Source organism: Psychrobacter sp. H26 (assembly GCF_059073035.1).
The window spans coordinates 1,492,724-1,511,294 of sequence record NZ_JCACRW010000001.1; the positions used below are offsets into that span (position 1 = coordinate 1,492,724).

15 protein-coding genes are annotated in these 18,571 nt (G+C 43.4%); 1 reads left to right on the forward strand and 14 read right to left on the reverse strand.

Annotation, left to right across the window (positions count from 1 at the left end; genetic code table 11):
* Positions 1–84: 84 nt before the first annotated feature.
* The 8 genes from AC5JPT_RS06105 to AC5JPT_RS06140 form a co-directional block, all read right to left on the reverse strand.
* Positions 85–2,445, reverse strand: coding sequence for a heavy metal translocating P-type ATPase (locus AC5JPT_RS06105; protein ID WP_493857467.1), 2,361 nt, complete (start codon positions 2,443–2,445; stop codon positions 85–87).
* A gap of 338 nt (positions 2,446–2,783) precedes the next feature.
* A complete protein-coding gene (locus AC5JPT_RS06110; RefSeq protein WP_493857468.1) occupies positions 2,784–3,008 on the reverse strand; it encodes a heavy-metal-associated domain-containing protein in 225 nt (74 codons plus the stop codon).
* A gap of 263 nt (positions 3,009–3,271) precedes the next feature.
* Positions 3,272–3,526 (reverse strand): heavy-metal-associated domain-containing protein, encoded by a 255-nt coding sequence (locus AC5JPT_RS06115; protein WP_493842709.1) that lies wholly within the window; start codon positions 3,524–3,526, stop codon positions 3,272–3,274.
* A gap of 26 nt (positions 3,527–3,552) precedes the next feature.
* Entirely contained in the window at positions 3,553–4,428 is an 876-nt protein-coding gene (gene kdsA / locus AC5JPT_RS06120) for a 3-deoxy-8-phosphooctulonate synthase (protein ID WP_493857469.1), read from the reverse strand.
* 241 nt (positions 4,429–4,669) lie between these two features.
* Positions 4,670–6,304 (reverse strand): CTP synthase, encoded by a 1,635-nt coding sequence (gene pyrG / locus AC5JPT_RS06125; RefSeq protein ID WP_493857470.1) that lies wholly within the window; start codon positions 6,302–6,304, stop codon positions 4,670–4,672.
* 206 nt (positions 6,305–6,510) lie between these two features.
* On the reverse strand, positions 6,511–7,635 hold the full coding sequence (locus tag AC5JPT_RS06130) for a porin (protein WP_493857471.1): 1,125 nt from the start codon (positions 7,633–7,635) through the stop codon (positions 6,511–6,513).
* Between the two features lie 303 nt (positions 7,636–7,938).
* Positions 7,939–9,048: a porin gene (locus tag AC5JPT_RS06135; protein WP_493857472.1), complete on the reverse strand. Its 1,110-nt coding sequence runs from the start codon at positions 9,046–9,048 to the stop codon at positions 7,939–7,941.
* Between the two features lie 591 nt (positions 9,049–9,639).
* The gene (locus tag AC5JPT_RS06140; RefSeq protein ID WP_493857473.1) at positions 9,640–11,838 is read right to left on the reverse strand and encodes a malate synthase G; all 2,199 of its coding nucleotides are present in this window, start codon (positions 11,836–11,838) and stop codon (positions 9,640–9,642) included.
* Positions 11,839–12,574: 736 nt separating this feature from the next.
* Between AC5JPT_RS06140 and AC5JPT_RS06145 the strand changes: the two genes are divergently transcribed.
* Positions 12,575–13,225 (forward strand): MiaE family protein, encoded by a 651-nt coding sequence (locus tag AC5JPT_RS06145; protein WP_493858437.1) that lies wholly within the window; start codon positions 12,575–12,577, stop codon positions 13,223–13,225.
* Positions 13,226–13,423: 198 nt separating this feature from the next.
* Here AC5JPT_RS06145 and AC5JPT_RS06150 read toward each other — a convergent pair whose 3' ends face one another.
* The 6 genes from AC5JPT_RS06150 to mtgA all read right to left on the reverse strand — a co-directional run bounded on the left by AC5JPT_RS06150 (position 13,424) and on the right by mtgA (position 18,264).
* Entirely contained in the window at positions 13,424–13,624 is a 201-nt protein-coding gene (locus AC5JPT_RS06150) for a hypothetical protein (protein ID WP_493852233.1), read from the reverse strand.
* Positions 13,625–13,769: 145 nt separating this feature from the next.
* Entirely contained in the window at positions 13,770–14,129 is a 360-nt protein-coding gene (locus AC5JPT_RS06155; protein ID WP_493857474.1) for a hypothetical protein, read from the reverse strand.
* Between the two features lie 106 nt (positions 14,130–14,235).
* Entirely contained in the window at positions 14,236–14,484 is a 249-nt protein-coding gene (locus AC5JPT_RS06160) for a hypothetical protein (protein WP_493857475.1), read from the reverse strand.
* A gap of 73 nt (positions 14,485–14,557) precedes the next feature.
* Positions 14,558–14,728: a hypothetical protein gene (locus AC5JPT_RS06165; RefSeq protein ID WP_319051273.1), complete on the reverse strand. Its 171-nt coding sequence runs from the start codon at positions 14,726–14,728 to the stop codon at positions 14,558–14,560.
* 361 nt (positions 14,729–15,089) lie between these two features.
* Positions 15,090–17,234: a polyphosphate kinase 1 gene (gene ppk1, locus AC5JPT_RS06170; RefSeq protein WP_493858438.1), complete on the reverse strand. Its 2,145-nt coding sequence runs from the start codon at positions 17,232–17,234 to the stop codon at positions 15,090–15,092.
* 343 nt (positions 17,235–17,577) lie between these two features.
* On the reverse strand, positions 17,578–18,264 hold the full coding sequence (gene mtgA / locus AC5JPT_RS06175; RefSeq protein ID WP_443525961.1) for a monofunctional biosynthetic peptidoglycan transglycosylase: 687 nt from the start codon (positions 18,262–18,264) through the stop codon (positions 17,578–17,580).
* Between the last annotated feature and the right edge of the window lie 307 nt (positions 18,265–18,571).

An 18,571-nucleotide genomic window follows, 5' to 3' on the forward strand; every position in this document is an offset into this window, starting at 1 on the left:
ATAATCGGAGATAAGCATATCTACTATAATGTTTCGGTCTGTATTCATACAACCCTACAGCCAAGCCAACACTTTTACTTATGCTTATGTTTTTATTAAAGGGTCTTTGTCCGTAGGGGAAACGGGTACTACCTGCTCAAGCTCAACGGCTGTCTGAAAACGTGTCAACCGTAGTGCATTCATTAAGACAGAGATGGAGCTCATCGCCATAGCAGCGGCGGCAATCATTGGATTCAAAAACCCAAGTGCAGCAAGCGGAATACCAAGACAGTTATAAACAAAAGCAAAAAATAGATTCTGTTTGATATTGCGTAGTGTTGCTTGAGCGATTTTTTGCGCCGCATCGATATGCATGAGCGACTCACCCATCAATCGTGCAGAGGCGCTGTGCTGCGCCACGTCCGTCCCCTCGAACATAGCAAAGCTGGCATCAGCGGTCGCCATCGCTGGCGCATCGTTAACCCCATCTCCTGCCATGGCTACTTTATGACCAGCAGTTTGCAACCGTGCAATTTGGCTAGCCTTGTCACGTGGACTCATCTTGCCATAAGCGTTGTCGATGCCAAGCTGTGCTGCCACATGATCGACGACAGATTGCTTATCACCACTCATCAAAATCACATTGATACCCGCATCTTGTAGCGCAGTGATTGCCTGCGGCGTATCTGCTTTTAAGTCGTCAGCGAGAGCGAATGCCCCTAACGGCTCATCGTTAATACTGATTGCAACCGTACTGGCAATTTGCCAGACCTTTGGCATCAGTTTAGGTAACGTTAAGTTAGCAAACTCTGGCGTACCAATTTTTATCAGCCCAAGCCCTTCGATATTTGCCTGTATGCCAGCACCTTTTACAACACTGATGTCGGTCACATCGAATAGTGACAGCTGACGGGCTTTGGCTGTATTGACTAACGCTGTCGCTAATGGATGACTGGCATGCGCCTCGACACTGGCAGCGATCTGCAACACATCATCAACAGCAAGCGATCGATCTACCATGACATGATCGACGATAGTCGGTCTACCGATGGTCAATGTACCCGTTTTATCAAGTACCACTGTGTCAATATCGCCTGCAGCCTCTAAACTTTGCGCATCTTTAAACCATACGCCATGACGCGCAGCCACACCCATACCAGCCATGATAGCCGCTGGTGTGGCTAGACCCAGGGCACAAGGGCACGCAATGACCAATACCGATAGTGCATGCATCAACGCAGTATCAATCATGCCTGTTAGCCACCACGTGACTCCAAAAGTAATCAACGCAATAGCAACCACGATTGGAACAAATACTGCGGTCACTCGATCAGCAAGACGAGCTAAGTTGGCTTTTGAACCTTGTGCATCACTTAATGCTCTTACCATGTCACCAAGCTTTGTGTCACTGCCCTTGGCACTAACGCGATAGAGCAAGCTGCCATTCTCTACCAATGCACCTGCTAGCAACTGATCACCCTGCTCTTTTTTGAGCGCTACTGATTCACCCGTTAGATGACTCTCCACACACCAGCCACTACCCGATATCACGGTGCCGTCAGTAGCGATACGGCTGCCTTGCTTAGCACGTAGGACGTCATCTACTTGCACATCAGATAACCCAATATTGTGAAAATCACCATTTGGCTGTTGCTGCTCGACGGTATCCGGTGTCAATGACAACAATAAATCAATACTGTTCAAACTGTGCTTTTTGGTACGTTCCTCCAAGTACTTACCTGTACGGACAAAAGCGATGACCATAACGCCTGCTTCGAAATATACTGCTGGGCTGTTACTCGCGCCGTGACCACCTGCATGTCCACTTTGCAATAGGCTACTTAAAGTCCCATCACCGTGCGTGAGCCACAGATAGGTCGAATACGCCCATATTGTGACAGTGCCAATAACTACCAATACATCCATATTGGCAAGACCACCTTTAATCGATGCCCAAGCACTTTTGTAGAACGGTAGCGCAAAGCCAAACTGCACAATCGTTGCTAAGAGAAACTGAACCCAGATAGGTGGCATCCACGCCATGCCAATACCTGTCAGCATGCCTGCCATACCAACCAAAAATGGTATCAGACAAATCCACAATCCAATTAAACGCCATGGATACTCAGTTGCCGTATCCTCATCTGTCTGTGCAAATAAGCTATCGCTGGCTTGTAGGTTGGCGACAAATCCCGTTTTGTTCACCCATTCTGTCACTTGTTCAGGTGTCGTCTCAGCTGGATCGTAGTCTACATTGGCAGTCTCACCAGCAAAACTCACGCTCGCCTCGTAGACCGACGGTTTCTTGTTAAGCACCTTTTCAATTCGTGACGCGCAGGCCTGACACGTCATACCATCAATGGCTAATTGTAGATGGGCACTTTGCGGCGTGATCGATGTGCTTGACTCCACGTCAGTATCGACGTCGTAAGGCTCTTCAGTGGCGGTATGGGCGTTCTTATTCATAGAAATAACTCGTCATAGCACCTATAACTACATAAGCGCCATCATACAATATCAGTGGATTAATAAAATATTCAAATAAAACAAGCACAGCAATGATTATAAAAGTGCTGTTTAGGGTCTATTCCTATAACGCAAATACATACAGCAATAGCCTCAAACAGTACGTTGTAGACAGTCATTATTACCCAGCTACTCAAACGAAGCACTGTTACTTAGTCAACAGCAGTAAGCTAAAGAAATCTGAAACACAGCCTTAAGTTCAGAAATGCTCACCATTAAAAAACCAGCTAACATGCTAGTAATAACAGGTTAGCTGGTTGTTTGAGAAATAACATGATCTACGAGTTGGCAACTGCTGCTTCAAATCCAGCATCACTGATAGCTGAGGCAATAGTCTCTGCGCTGGTTTTTCTATCATCAAAGGTGACCGTGGCTAAGCTGTCAGCCAAATCAACTGTGATGATATCTAAACCGTCAATGTCAGCGGTAGCCGCATGTACACTTGCCACACAGCCGCCACAAGTCATACCATCAATTTGAATAATACGTGTTTGGTCTGCCATATTAGGCTCCTTATTTTTATAAATAAAAATGGCTAATAGTGAAAATGACTCTAATCGTTGTCTCTCGACTATTTATTCTTGATACCTATCTTTAGAGACACTATAAGGTTTTTAGAAACACTATCAGAGTGGTGTTAAATAAGCATAAACGTTATCATTTTCACTAACAAGACTGTTTGGTTGTTACTTTATTACTGACACGATATTTCACTACTAAACAGGCAAGGACTAACCGTGCATTTAAACAAAATGATGCACACAAACTAATCGTGATGGTGCGGGTTCTGCGGTGCCTCAATAGGGAATGGCTGCGTCACATAGTCCACCATGCTGATTGCCGCTGTTAGAGCATGGATACTGGTATCCGTATCATCATAGCTCACTATGGCGACGTCATGAGCAGGATCAAGATCTATCTTGATCACGCCTGAGATATTTTTGAGCGCTGTCATTACGCTATCTAGACCTTGCTCATCATTTATATTTTCGATACTGACTTTCGCCATTTGAATTGCCATGGTACAACCCTCCTATTATTTCGATATCAATGAGTATCCAAGACATCAAAACCTTTTACCAAGCCATCAATTTGCTTGAGCTGGCGTAAGAACGGCTCTAGTTGGCTCATACGCAGCGCACAGGGTCCATCACACTTTGCAGTTTCTGGATTTGGATGCGCCTCCAAAAACAGCCCTGCCAATCCTGTCGCCATACCCGCACGGGCAAGCGTTGTGATCTGCTCACGGCGGCCGCCTGCACTATCACTACGCGCACCTGGCTGCTGCAAACTGTGCGTCACATCAAAGAATACAGGGATATCCATCTGCTTCATGGTATCAAAACCAAGCATGTCAACGACTAGGTTATTATAACCAAAGGCACTACCACGCTCACATAGTATGAGCTTATCATTGCCACCCTCTAAGCACTTATTGACGATATGACGCATCTCATGCGGCGCCAAGAATTGTGCCTTTTTGATATTGATAATCGCATCTGTCTTTGCCATCGCATGGACTAAGTCCGTCTGACGTGATAAAAAAGCTGGCAGCTGAATGATATCAGCGACCTCAGAGACTGGTGCGGCCTGATGCGGTTCATGCACATCGGTAATGATGGGTACTTGGAACTTTTCTTTTATTTGACCTAACCAATCAATTCCTTGCTCAAGTCCAGGGCCTCGGTACGAGTGCAGGCTTGAGCGGTTGGCTTTATCAAAGCTCGCTTTGAACACATAGCCGATACCTAGACGCTTGCAGATATCTACATACTGCTCTGCAATCTCGAATGCAAGCTCTTTAGACTCTAAGACGTTCATACCACCAAATAATACAAAAGGCTGGTCGTTACCAATGTTAATCGTACCGCCAGTAGGCGTGCTCAGTGCGATGTGTGATTGTGCTGTCAATAAATTTTCCATGAAGTCATTACCTCTTATATTGTTATTGATATTGATATACTTATCCCATATTGTAACCGATAGCCCAATTAAAAAAAGTATGTAAGCGTAATTAGCCATTATCGATAGAGAGTACTATAAGGCCGTTATTAGACAACCAAACTTATGAGCTGTCATTGCTTGTCATTGAGCAAAAAAAAGACCGATCCGAAGATCAGTCTTTTTAAGAATAGCGATTCTACTTTACACTACATGCCAAGCACTATTTAGCTTCGCTATGGTTTTTTGCTGCTTTTACAAAACTATTGAACAATGGGTGACCACCGCGTGGTGAGCTGGTGAACTCAGGATGGAACTGCACCGCGACAAACCATGGATGCTCACTAATCTCAACAGACTCTACCAAATGCTGCTTAGCAGAGTAACCAGAGATCGTCATCCCTGATTTCTCTAATGGCTCGATATAGCGATTATTCATCTCATAGCGATGGCGATGACGCTCAGTGATGTTGTTAGCGCCGTAGATCTGGGCAAGCTTACTACCGGGAACGAGTTCTGCTTGCTGTGCGCCTAGACGCATGGTACCGCCAAGGTCTGAGTCATCACTACGAATCTGTAGCTCGCCGCGCTCATCTAACCATTCGGTGATAAGCCCAATGATTGGCTCAGCTGTCTTACGATCAAACTCAGAAGAGTTAGCGTCGATACTCAGTACGTTGCGGGCGTATTCAATGACAGCCAGTTGCATACCAAGACAAATACCTAAATACGGCACATTGTTTTCGCGAGCATAAGTGATGGCTTTTATTTTACCCATCGTACCACGCTCGCCAAAGCCGCCTGGTACCAAGATGGCATTGGCATCATTAAGACGGGCAAATAACTGCTCATCACTTTCTAAGAGTTCAGCATCGATATAGTCGATCTTGACATCTACTTTGTGAGTGATACCTGCATGCAATAAGGCTTCATTGATAGACTTATAGGCATCTGGAAGTTCAACATACTTACCAACCATAGCTACCGTCAAGGTACCTTCAGGATTTAACTGTGCTTCGACAACCTTGTCCCAATCGCTCAAATCAGCTTCAGGCACATCCAAACTAAAACGCTCACAGATAAGATCATCTAGATCTTGCTCGTGTAGCGTACGCGGTATTTGATAGATACTTTGTGCGTCTTCACACATAATAACCGCGCGCTCTTCAACGTTAGTAAATAGCGCAATCTTGCGGCGGTTATCTTGAGAGATATGATGATCAGAGCGACAGATTAGAATATCAGGCTGTAGGCCAATAGAGCGCAGCTCTTTTACTGAATGCTGTGTCGGCTTGGTTTTGGTTTCACCTGCGCTAGCAATATACGGCACTAAAGTAAGATGCATCAACATAGCGCGATTGCGCCCCAGCTCTACTTGCATCTGACGTACAGCTTCCATAAAGGGAAGTGACTCAATATCACCAACCGTACCGCCAATCTCTATGATAGCGATATCATAGCCTTCGCCACTAGCCAGAATTTTGCTCTTGATCTCGTCAGTGATATGCGGGATAACCTGTACAGTACCGCCTAAGTACTCACCGCGGCGCTCTTTATTTAGAACGTTTTGATAAATACGACCACTGGTGAAGTTATTACTCTTACTCATTTTTGAATGACGTAAAAAGCGCTCGTAATAACCCAAATCCAAATCCGTCTCTGCACCATCTTCGGTAACGAAGACTTCACCATGCTGGAACGGACTCATCGTACCTGGATCGACGTTGATATACGGATCCATTTTGGTCATCGTGACGGTCACGCCACGTGCTTCTAATACCGCTGCAAGAGAGGCTGCGGTGATACCTTTTCCTAGTGAGGACACTACCCCACCGGTCACGAATATAAACTTGGTCATAGTACTCTGTCGGTAATTGGTAAAGAAGGATTTTACTAAAAAAACACCATAAAATATAGGGCAAAAATGCAAACTGTCTGAAACTCTTATTTTTTTGTATAGGTAACAAACATTCTTCTATCATTAGAACCCCATACAACAAAAAACCCACCCCGAAGGATGAGTTTTTCGATATTTACCGTAGTAGCTATACTAGAATAGCTATACTAGAATTTGTATTCTAAGCCGCCACCGATAGCGAATACATCTGCGTCACCGCGTGCCACAACTTCTTCAGAAGTATTGTCGTCGTAGTCTCTGACTACTAGGAGACCATTATCTAAATCTGCGGAGTTTTGACCGATATAGGCATGAGCGATAATGTTGTCTTTAAACATATATTTGCCGCCCAGTACAATCTGATCTGAATCATTACCATCAAGACCTGCTAGGTTTTCGGTCTTGTCATACTGTAGATAAATAGAGGCAGGACGTGCAAAATTGGTCAGGCCCATCTCAGCACTGACAACCAATCCTTTCTCTTCTTCGTCTTGCTGATCAAAATCTACTTGCTGATATAGCGCACCTAGTGTCACTGGATAAGCCATATATTTGCTCAAATCGATACTAGTAGTACCGCGAAGAATTTCGCCACCATCTGAGACAGACATGTCTTTGTCATAAGCCACACCAGCTGTAAACCCAGCACCTGGGTCAAACATCAAAGACGCACCAAAGCCACTGTCACGGTCATCGTTGTCAGAGACAAATGACTCATCAGCCCCATACTGTAGAGACAGCTCTAGCGGTAAACCATTGTATTTCGGTGCAATCCATACGATAGAGTTGTTGATACGGCCACCATCAGTAAGGGTCAATGCTTCGCTCAATGTCCCTTCATCAAGAGAGCTTGAGCCGATGTTATCCCAATAGCCTTGGTTCACGGTGACGTTGTTGATGTAGTCAGAGACTGAGTAGTTACGACCGAAGCGGAACTGACCATAGTTTTTGTTTTTTAGACCGAGATAAGTATCACGGCTTTTGAAGCCAATGTTGCTACTACCGCTGTCATCAATGCTAATGCCATATTCTAGTTGATAAATCACATCAGTATTGGCAGTAATGGCTTCAGACCCTTTGAACCCTATACGTGAAGAATGTGAATTGACCTGCACCGAACTATTATCTTCGTTGACGTTGATAGTATCACCAGGTAGATCCATAGACTGACGGTCAAGTTCAGCATTGACATAGTTAGCAGTCACGAATGCTTTACCATAGACAGTTGGCGCTGCCTGAGCGGCAGAAACTGATAGCGTTGCAATTGCCGAGGCTAAAAGTAATTTTTTCAAAGGGTATCTCCACTTTACGATTTGAGTGATAAATTGGCTAAGATTGGCTGATACATATAATGGTTGGGTGACTACCCTATAGAACATTTATATATATGAGCTAGAAGCATTACTTAGACACAACTTTACCAACCAAATATTACAGTAAGGTGAAAAAACCAAAATTTACACAAATGTTATTATTAATTTTACGGATTCTGTTATTTAAGACACGCTGTTGTTTAAAACACACTACTGATTATGGAACAAAAAAAACTCACCCCGAAGGATGAGTTTTTATATGCTATCTATTTATGTGTGATACTAGAATAAGTACTCTAGACCAGCACCGATAGCGAATACATCAGCATCGCCACGTGCAGCAATCGTGTCACCAACTTGATCAGTCTCAGCATCTCTTACAATGAATAGACCATTGTCTAGGTCAGCTGAGTTTTGACCGATATAAGCATGAGCAATCATGTTGTCTTTGAAAGAGTACGTGCCACCCAATACAACTTGGTCTGAGTCATTGCCGTTAAGGCCACTCAAGTTTTCAGTTTTGTTGTACTGAAGGTATACAGTTGCTGGACGAGCAAAGTTAGCAAGACCCATTTCAGCACTTAAGATTAAACCGTCTTCTTCGTCTAAACCATCATAATCAGCTTGCTGATATAAAGCACCCAATTTTACTGGATAAGCAACATACTTGCTCAAATCAAGAGTCGCACTACCACGTAAGATCTCACCATCGATACTCATATCGTCATCTAGTGCGATACCAGCAGTGAAGCCGTTACCTGGGTTGTACATCAATGATGCACCATAGCCATTGTTGCGATCATCGCTATCATCAACAAAACTCTCATCAGCGCCATACTGTAGTGCTAGCTCTAATGGTAGGTCATTGTATTTAGGAGCCATCCATACGATAGAGTTGTTTACACGGCCGCCATCAGTTAGTGTCAAAGCTTCAGCCACATCACCACTACTTAGTGAACTTACACCGATATTATCCCAGTAACCTTCAGTAACAGTTACGTTGTTGATGTAATCAGATACTGAGTAGTTACGACCAAAACGGAACTGACCAAAGTCTTTGTTTGCTAGACCAAGGTAAGTGTCACGGCTTTTGAAAGCGATGTTGTCTTCGCCAGTATCATCAATCTTGATGCCATACTCTAACTGATAGATAACATCAGTGTTAGCAGTCATTGCTTCAGAACCTTTAAAACCAAGGCGTGAGATGTTTGAGTTGATTTGTACTGAATCGCTATCTGTACTGATGCTAGTATCGCCGTCCATAGATTCACGATCAAGTTCAGCATTTACGTAGTCAGTAGTAACGAATGCTTTACCATATAAGGTAGGTGCTGCTTGTGCGGCAGATACAGATAGGGCTGCGATTGCTGTAGCTAAAAGTAGTTTTTTCATGGGGTATCTCCACTTTACAATTGTAGTAATGAGCAAGCTATAAGTAGCTGGCGCCCATAATGGTATCGTCACAAATCCTCAAAGATATAATGTGTAACTGGCTACCGAGATTAGTCAGAAACAAGTGTGGCGAATTTCTATTACAGTAAGATAAAAAACCATGACTCACATGACTGGGATTAAACAACGTAACTGCCATGTAAACTTAATTTTTTATTGCTCCGTGCGTAACATCCGTTACCAAACTCATACTTCGAATACAAGCATAACAACTTTGACATAATTTGCAACATGTTTTTTCGCTTTTTCGATACATCCAGTATCGAATACATAACCACTATCAAAATTTGGCCACTCACAAAAAAAAGCCCTATCTACTCAATTAGATAGGGCTTTCATTGGTTAATATCATTACCAACAATGTTAATAAATACGGCTAAATCAACCGTAATAAATGCTAATTATCGATAAATAATCAGCATTTATAGAAGGTCTATTGTCTTATTTTTGACATATTTGATAGTCACAAATAAGCAATATTGGCTTCTATACTTTAGGTATTAGAAGGTTTTGATATATCTAATTTGAAGCTTAAGCATCTGCTTTTAGATCAAGACGTGCTTGATGCAATAGTGGCTCTGTATAACCACTAGGCTGCTCGCGACCTTTAAATACCAAATCACATGCTGCTTTAAAGGCATAAGAGCTATCAAATTTATCTGCCATTGTCTGATAATCACTGTCGCCTGCATTTTGCTCATCAACGACTTTTGCCATGCGCTTCATGGTATCCATCACTTGCTGCTCGCTGACGACACCATGATGCAACCAATTGGCAATATGTTGACTAGAGATACGCAAGGTCGCGCGATCTTCCATTAGACCGACATCATTGATGTCAGGTACTTTAGAGCAGCCAACGCCCTGATTTACCCAGCGTACCACATATCCTAAGATACCTTGAGCATTGTTTTCAAGCTCTTGCTGCTTCTCTTCGTCAGTCCAATTGGTGTTCTTTGCCAATGGAATAGTCAAAATATCGTCTAAGCTGGCACGCTCACGTGATTTTAGATTGTCTTGTACGTCGGCTACGCTGACTTGATGATAGTGGATGCTATGCAAGGTAGCCCCTGTTGGTGATGGTACCCAAGCAGTGCTGGCACCAGACTTAGGATGAGCCGCCTTAGTCTCCATCATCTCTTTCATTTCATCAGGCTTCGCCCACATACCTTTACCAATCTGAGCATGTCCCTGTAGACCTGTCTCTAGACCGATATCCACATTCCATTGCTCGTAAGCTGGTTGCCATGCTTGCGATTTCATTTCACCTTTTGGTACAAATGGACCTGCATTCATACTGGTGTGCATCTCATCACCAGTACGATCTAGGAATCCTGTATTGATAAAGATAACGCGCTCTTTTGCTTGGCGAATGGCTTCTTTTAGGTTGACCGTCATACGGCGCTCTTCGTCCATGATACCGATTTTGAGCGTATTGCGCTCTAGACCGAGCAAGTCCTCTGACGCATTGAATAAGTCGTTGGCCATTTTAACTTCTTCAGGACCATGCATTTTTGGCTTAACAATATACATTGAGCCTTGACGTGAGTTTGATAGCTCGTTTTTGCCTTTGATGTCGTTAAGGGTCAGTAATGGCGTGATTAGACCATCCATTAGGCCTTCAAACACTTGCTCCTGACCGTCGCCCAAATCAACTAAGATTGCAGGGTTTTGCATCAAATGACCGACATTACGAATTAACAATAGCGAGCGACCTGGTAGGATAAGCTTACCGCCATCTGGTGTATTGTATTCACGGTCTGGGTTTTGTTTGCGAGTACGGGTTTTACCGCCTTTTTCGAAGGTTTCTTGTAGATCGCTATTCATTAAGCCAAGCCAGTTACGATAGACTTCAACTTTTTCTTCTGCATCTACAGCAGCCACTGAATCTTCACAATCTTGAATCGCGGTCATGGCTGACTCAAGTAGTACGTCTTTGATATTTGCTGGATCATCTTTGCCGACTGGGTGGTTGGCATCAATCTGAATCTCAGCATGCAAGCCATTGTTCTTTAACAGAACTCCCGTAGGCGCTTCAGCGTCACCAACGAAACCAACAAATTTACTGGTGTCTTGTAGCGCGGTAGTGCTATCGCCTTGTACAACCTCAAGCTGACCATCGACCACCTTAAAGCCAGTCACATCATTGTATGACCCCGATGCTAGTGTAAAGTGCTCGTCCAAGAATGCCTTAGCATAGGCAACAACGGCTGCCCCGCGAGTAGGGTTGTAGCTGCCTGTTGCTTCTTGACCATTTTCGTCACTGATCACATCAGTACCGTACAACGCATCATACAGACTGCCCCAACGTGCATTGGTCGCGTTAAGCGCGTAACGAGCGTTACGTACTGGTACAACTAGCTGCGGACCTGCAATATGAGCAATTTCATCATCGACGTTTTTTGTATCGACCGTAAAGTCATCGCCTTCTGGCAATAGATAACCGATCTCTTTTAAGAATTCTTTGTAAGCTGGGTAATCGATCTCGCCCTCTTTGGCAGGGTTTTGCAAGTGCCACTCGTCAATCTGCGCTTGAATCTTGTCTCGGGTCGCAAGCAGCGCTTTGTTACGTGGTGTGAATTCTTTAATAACTTTTTCAAAGCCCGACCAGTAACTGTCTGAGTCGACACCGACTTTTGGTAGCACTTCATTCTCAATAAAGTCATACAACTGCTGGTCGATGGCAAGAATACCTTTTTGAATACGATTGGCGTTAGAAGACTGGCCCATGTTGTTATCCTTATTTGTTTGTGAGGTGTGGTAATACTAAGTTGTAATGATCACTATTGAAAAATACGTGTTGCCAATGGCTATGTATATAAGTTAGCAATCAGCATATATACCAACATATAATGTATGTTCAATATCGTAGCAGGGATTTTTGACCATTTATAAAGAAAGACTGTATAAATCTTATATTTTGATACAGGATTAGCAGTTGCTATAATGCTCGCTACCCGCTACTAAATGACAATCAGTAGTAAGACACTATGCCTAAAAAGCAGAATATCATCCTACTATCAAATAATAAAATAAACAAGCAATCATCATTTAGTAGATAAATACTGAGGTTGTATAATAATGATACCGCACAGAGCGTAAGCTATAGAGGCTATGACTGCCCAACACAAACTTATGAATGCTCAGTTTCATCTGAATAGTAAGTAGCCATTACTATGTAAAGTAGTGTTCAAATACCCTCTATCATTCAATACATAGACTGGTAGATAGAAGTTAATATCAATCGTGTTGCAAGCGCTTGCCAACCAGTTGTCCTAAACCCACACTTATAAAAAAGTTCTTTTATACTATGACCACAAACCAGCCAGAACTCTCAACATTAATGCCGTCAGATACGATTAACAAATGCAAAGCTCATGATGATAGCTCTCAAGAAGCAGCTGAACACAGTATCTCTAAAGCAGATGTTTCCAAAACAGACGTTATCGCACAGGGCAATATCGAGATGGAGGAAGACAGTGTCGATATCGCGCATCTGCGCTCCCCTATCAAAGTAGATCTATCTCCTGTTTATAGTTTTTTGGGCGCGCGCACCACACAAGCTTGGGTAGATGCTGCCCTTAATAACTTGCCACTGATCATTCAAGATCATGCCAACTGTGAAAAGAAGGCTGCGGGTACCGCGATGAACTTAATATTCCGTTATGAGTTCTCCTATGACTTGCAGCGTAAATTGGCACAGCTGATACGTGAGGAGATGCTGCACTACGAGCAAGTTCTGGGCATCATGAATGAGCGCGGTCAGGACTGGAAATATTTGAGTGCTGGTCGCTATGCTAAGGGTATGCTAAAGCACAAGCGCACTTATGAGCCAGCAGCGATGGTAGATGTATTGATTATTGGCGCATTCATTGAGGCGCGTTCTTGCGAACGTTTTGCTGCATTGGCCGAGGTTATCGATGATGAACGCCTAGCAAAGTACTACCGCTACTTACTAAAGTCAGAGAGTCGTCACTTCGAGGATTACCTTGTGCTTGCTCAATCGTTATCAGAGGATAATATCGATGAGCGGGTTGCATTTTTTAAAGAGGTAGAGGCTGAACTGATAGACAGTCCTGATGCTGAACTGCGCTTTCATAGTGGCACGCCTACCTAGAGCCACTTGTATAACCGATATCTTATCGCTGATGTTTGTTTACCATCATATGCAATAATCGTAAAAAAAGGTACTGCAATTGCTAGAGTGATAGACTCTTCCAATTGCAGTACCTTTTTTGTTTTTAATACTAAATCTGATACTAGCTATTAGTACTTACTGTTGGTGCTCTATGTAGAAACTACCATATATTGAGTACTATTTATTATCTTCCATAAGCGAGCTGTCATATTGCTTATTGCTTTTGGCAACATTGTGCGGGTCATGATCTCCAGTTGCTTCGTCTGCTGCTGCTGGATTTACTTTCTGTAGCGCGTCGTCTGGCACGATACCGTTGTTGTCATCTGCATCTTTTAAACTATATTCGTCAGTAGCATGCTCATCATGTGATTTGGTCATCGGTATCCCCTATTATTTTTATTTGTTGCCGAGTACATCTTCGGCTCAGTGCAGTTTTGCTTGATACGTTAAATACAGCCAATGGCGTTATGGACGCCATTTGTCTTCACTTGGTTCTGCTCAGTGCATCTAGTTCTCAATGCAACTAGTCTTTGTCATCAGGGTTCAAAGTGCGCGTTTGGGCATTATCAATGTTTGCATAGCGATTCATATTATTGATTTTATCGCTATCAGGCCCTTCACTACGGACAGTTTCTTCATTGATATTATCATCAAAACCATTGCCTAGCTGATCACGGCGATCAGGCTGACGTGCTGGATTGTCATTTTTGTTGACATGTTCAGACGCTACCACACCTTCTTCAAACGTATCAGTGCCTTTATTTTCGCTAACGTTTTCTTCTAATTCATCGTGATTTTCGACTGTTTGAGAATCATCTAGTGTTTCATAAGTATCAGTTTCTGCTATTTTAGTTTTACTTAAAGCGGGATCTCTGGTTTCCATTGTCTTGTCCTTATTATAATTATCGTTTATGTCACTAAAATTTTAATGTACCATTTATGGCGATCTTAATATGCCATTTACAACGATTATCTATTTATAGCAATTATCAGTCGGCTTTTCTGCTTAAATCATGAACATTCAACTCTGCAACGTTTTTGCCACCCGCCGGTAAGTTCTCTTCTTTACGTGGGTCAGCGTATATTTCGTCAGTCTCTTGAGAGTCTTGTTCAGGACCATCTATTTCTGGCTCGTGCTTGCGTCCTTCGTAACTGTCTTTAGGGTTATCTGATACTGTTGCTGCTGGATCGTCCACAACCACTTTTTCTTCATTATTTTTCTGTCCTTGAATCGTCATGGTCTCTCCCTCGCACGATTATTATTTATTAGTTGCTAATTTGGTATTTTAGTTTGAGTGCCAATATGGACTGTTATTTATCGGTACGTAATGCATCATCAATAAAAGGTGTTTGCTCTTCTTCACTTAGCTGCTCAGGAGCATCAGTTTTACTACTGTCTTTTAGGTTCTTTTCTATTTCTTGACTGTTCACTTGATCAACCGCTTTTTTGATATCTGAGGTGTCATTGTCTGTAGTGCTCATAATATATTCCCTGTTCTTTATCGTTAGATTTTCTTTGTCATTAGATGACTTTAGAAGCTTTACGACACTATATGATTGAATAATAAATAAGTACGCAGTAGCATACAAATCAACGGCACGCCAATCAGTGATATGCCAAATAGCGTCATAATCGAAATTAATTATAAGTAGGACAACGTATATTGCACCAGTGTACTGCCGTATCAATATGTGAATAAATGTGAGGTTACAAGACAGTTTGTAACTTTTCCAGTTGGTCAGCACAAAAAAACCAAGCACCGGTATTCACCAGTGCTTGTTTGGATAGCTAATTAAATAGATAATTAAATTGCTAGAAATCTGCTAAATGCATTTTGACAAATTAGTTAGACTCTTCAACACGGTTGATCAGTTTCAATAACTGCTCTTGTGCGACGTGAGGCTCTTCGCCTGCCACTGGTTGTCGCTGCTGCCATACACCTGTGCCATTCAGTGTCCACGCTTGTACATTGTCTTGTAAGTAATTGATCAACCCATCCTGATAAATCTGCTTAAACAGCTTTTTATTTTCAATCGGGAATGCGACCTCAACCCTATGGAACAAGTTACGATCCATCCAGTCGGCACTACCACAATACAGACGCTCGTCACCGTCATTGTAGAAATAATAGATACGGGTATGCTCCAAAAACCGACCAATAACAGAGCGTACGGTGATGTTCTCAGACAGCCCTTTTACTTGCGGACGTAGACAGCACATAGACCGTAGTATCAGCTCGATTTTGACGCCTGCCTGCGACGCGTCATATAGTTTATCGATAAGACGACGCTCAGTCAGGGCGTTTGCCTTGATGATGATATGAGCGCGCTTGCCTGCTTTGGCATGAGCGATCTCATCATCGATAAAGCTCATCAGTTTGTCATGTAAGGTAAAAGGTGCATGTAGCAGCTTTTTGAGATTGGCAGGTTTACCCATACCTGTTAGCTCTTGAAAAATCTTATGTACGTCTTCTGAGATATCAGGGTCGGCGCTAAACAAACCATAATCCGTATAGACTTTAGCGTTAGCCGCATGATAGTTACCGGTTCCTAGATGTATATAGCGACGGATTCTATCTTCTTCACGGCGTACGATGAGCATGAGTTTGGCATGGGTTTTGTAGCCGACGATACCATAGACCACAACGGCCCCTGCCTCTTGCAAATAATTGGCAACAGCAATATTAGAAGCCTCATCGAAACGGGCACGCAACTCGATAACAGCCGTCACTTCTTTGCCGTTGCGGGCGGCCGCGGCTAGCGCTTTGACAATTTCTGAATTGGTACCTGAACGATATAGTGTCTGCTTAATCGCCAACACTTTGGGGTCGCTCGCTGCTTGCCAAAGCAAGTTGATAATGGGCGAGAAGGCATGAAAAGGATGATGCACGAGCACATCGCTCTTACGCAGCGCAGCAAACATACTGGTCGACTTGTCTGACTTGTCCATCTCTCGGCGGAATGCTTTTGGCACGACATGAGTAAATGGCTGATAGCGCAGTGCAGGAAGATTAAAATCAAAAAGCAAACGCGTCAGATTGACAGGACCGTTGACACGGTACAGCTGATTGTCATGCAACTCAAACTCATTGAGTAAATAATCGCTAATATGGGCAGGACAGTTTGTGGTCACCTCAAGACGAACCTTGTCACCAAAGCGGCGGTTTTCAAGCTCACCCTCCAATGCTTTGGCAATATCTTCAACGTCATCTGCCAAATCTAAATCGGCGTTGCGTGTGAGTCTGAACTGATGACAACCGGTCACGCTCATACCCGGGAACAACTCACCGATATGCTCATGAATAATAGCAGAGAGCATCACATGATGTTCTTTGCCGCCAGTCAGCTCATCAGGCAGACGAATGACACGCGGTAGACTGCGAGGTGCAGGTACAATGGCCAAGTTAATATCACGACCAAAGGCATCTTTGCCCTCTAGTGTCGCGATAAAGTTCAAGCTTTTATTAACTAAGCGCGGGAATGGATGGGCAGGATCAATACTGATGGGAGTCAATACAGGCAGTACTTGCTCGGTAAAATAACGCTTCATCCATGCAGATTGCTCAGCGTTTAGCTCATCACGCTTCAGATAGCGAATATCTTCGAGCGCAAGGGCGGGCAAGATATCTTCATTAAGAATACGATACTGCTCACTGATCGCAGCATGAGTAATAATGGATATCTCGTTTAGCACCTCGCTCGGACGCATACCGTGGGCGCTGGTTGATACATCACCGATATTGAGCTTTTGCATGATACCAGCGACACGAATCTCAAAGAACTCATCGAGGTTGGATGAAAAAATAATCAAAAAGAACAAACGCTCAAGCAACGGGTGGCGACTACTGGATGCCTGTGCCAACACACGTAGATGGAACTGTAATAGAGACAAATCTCGATTGATATAACTGCTGGGTGAATAGCTGCCATCTTCTGAGCGCTGCCACTCTATTTCGGCTAGTTCCTCACGATGACTGCTTACACTCATGTCTTGATTTGTATTTGCGCCCGTATCTTCGCTGTGATGATTGACATCAATCATCTCGCTCGCATCACCACTACCCTGATTGTTGTTTGTCTCTACCACGTTGTTACTCCTTTTGCGTTATCGATACGCCATCATCTTATGTCTATCTAAAATCATCTCGCCCACAATACGACTGAACTAATGGCTTATTAAAGGTCATCGGCTGTTGTTGTATTTTTAACCGATATCTCTTCTATTTTTCGTCATCCTTACTGCTTTACTCTGTCTACGATGGATTTACACTGCTATATAAACGACTGTAATGACAGTTCGGCTAATACGGTTGTTTATTTCCAATTTACTCCTAAGACGCTTGCGGCAATGCAGCGTTTTTCATTCGCTTCTTGATAATTGCCTGTTTGTTACGCAGACGTCTATCTCCTTGGTTGTCCTCGTAATACTTTGGGTTAGTGAGCATGGCAATCAGTAGCGCTGACTCATCTCGATTCAGATTGGCAGCTGACTTATCAAAATAATGATGCGCCGCCGCGTCGATACCATAAATGCCGTTGCCGAATTCTGCCACATTGAGATAAGCGGTCATAATACGCTGCTTATCCCACAGCGTTTCAATCATGATGGTGATGACAGCCTCTTCCGCTTTACGGACATAGGAGCGATGCGAGGTCAAAAATAGGTTTTTTGCCAGTTGCTGCGTAATGGTTGAGCCACCAGCAGACGTCGTGCCAGTCTCTTCGTTTTTCTTTTGTGCCGCCTTGATACCTTTTATATCAAAGCCATTGTGCTGACTGAACGTCGAGTCCTCACTCACGATTGCCGCTTGCTTGGCAGACTTGGCAATAGCATCATACTCAGCCCATGTCTGCGTCACCGTGCCACCCGTGAGACGATGAGTCAGCATAAACATGCTGTTATTGATCGGCTGAGTTTTCCAGATTAATAACAGCCCAGCGACCAAGACATGGAAGGCGACGAGTAATAACATGATTGCCAATAACAGTCGTTTGATAAATGTGCCAAAACTTGTCATGTGCGATATCCGAGTGATTAAAAAAGTAATAAATGAACGCTCTATTGATGACCAAGAAACAGCGACGAGCCCATCGTCATAAGTCTGTTTTTGCTCTTAGCCATGAACAGTCAGCTATTGGTCTTCAATAATGACCAATAGCAGGTCATCTTACCTAATCTCACAATCGCTGTCATTATTTACCCCACTTCTTTATGATGTAATAATCACTGGGGTATTTTAAATTTTAGCTCAGAGCGTACTACTAGCAGGTACTGTCAGCGCTTGCTATCAGCATGTACTAAGAGTAGGCGCCTTTTAACCAGTA

Excerpts from the sequence above, each read along its gene's own strand:
- ppk1 (WP_493858438.1), bottom strand. The coding sequence starts at position 17,234 with ATGAGTGTAAGCAGTCATCGTGAGGAACTAGCCGAAATAGAGTGGCAG.
- AC5JPT_RS06135 (WP_493857472.1), bottom strand. The coding sequence starts at position 9,048 with ATGAAAAAACTACTTTTAGCTACAGCAATCGCAGCCCTATCTGTATCT.
- AC5JPT_RS06115 (WP_493842709.1), bottom strand. The coding sequence starts at position 3,526 with ATGGCAATTCAAATGGCGAAAGTCAGTATCGAAAATATAAATGATGAG.
- AC5JPT_RS06105 (WP_493857467.1), bottom strand. The coding sequence starts at position 2,445 with ATGAATAAGAACGCCCATACCGCCACTGAAGAGCCTTACGACGTCGAT.
- AC5JPT_RS06145 (WP_493858437.1), top strand. The coding sequence starts at position 12,575 with ATGGAGGAAGACAGTGTCGATATCGCGCATCTGCGCTCCCCTATCAAA.
- kdsA (WP_493857469.1), bottom strand. The coding sequence starts at position 4,428 with ATGGAAAATTTATTGACAGCACAATCACACATCGCACTGAGCACGCCT.
- AC5JPT_RS06160 (WP_493857475.1), bottom strand. The coding sequence starts at position 14,484 with ATGACGATTCAAGGACAGAAAAATAATGAAGAAAAAGTGGTTGTGGAC.
- pyrG (WP_493857470.1), bottom strand. The coding sequence starts at position 6,304 with ATGACCAAGTTTATATTCGTGACCGGTGGGGTAGTGTCCTCACTAGGA.
- AC5JPT_RS06140 (WP_493857473.1), bottom strand. The coding sequence starts at position 11,838 with ATGGGCCAGTCTTCTAACGCCAATCGTATTCAAAAAGGTATTCTTGCC.
- mtgA (WP_443525961.1), bottom strand. The coding sequence starts at position 18,264 with ATGACAAGTTTTGGCACATTTATCAAACGACTGTTATTGGCAATCATG.
- AC5JPT_RS06155 (WP_493857474.1), bottom strand. The coding sequence starts at position 14,129 with ATGGAAACCAGAGATCCCGCTTTAAGTAAAACTAAAATAGCAGAAACT.
- AC5JPT_RS06150 (WP_493852233.1), bottom strand. The coding sequence starts at position 13,624 with ATGACCAAATCACATGATGAGCATGCTACTGACGAATATAGTTTAAAA.
- AC5JPT_RS06165 (WP_319051273.1), bottom strand. The coding sequence starts at position 14,728 with ATGAGCACTACAGACAATGACACCTCAGATATCAAAAAAGCGGTTGAT.
- AC5JPT_RS06110 (WP_493857468.1), bottom strand. The coding sequence starts at position 3,008 with ATGGCAGACCAAACACGTATTATTCAAATTGATGGTATGACTTGTGGC.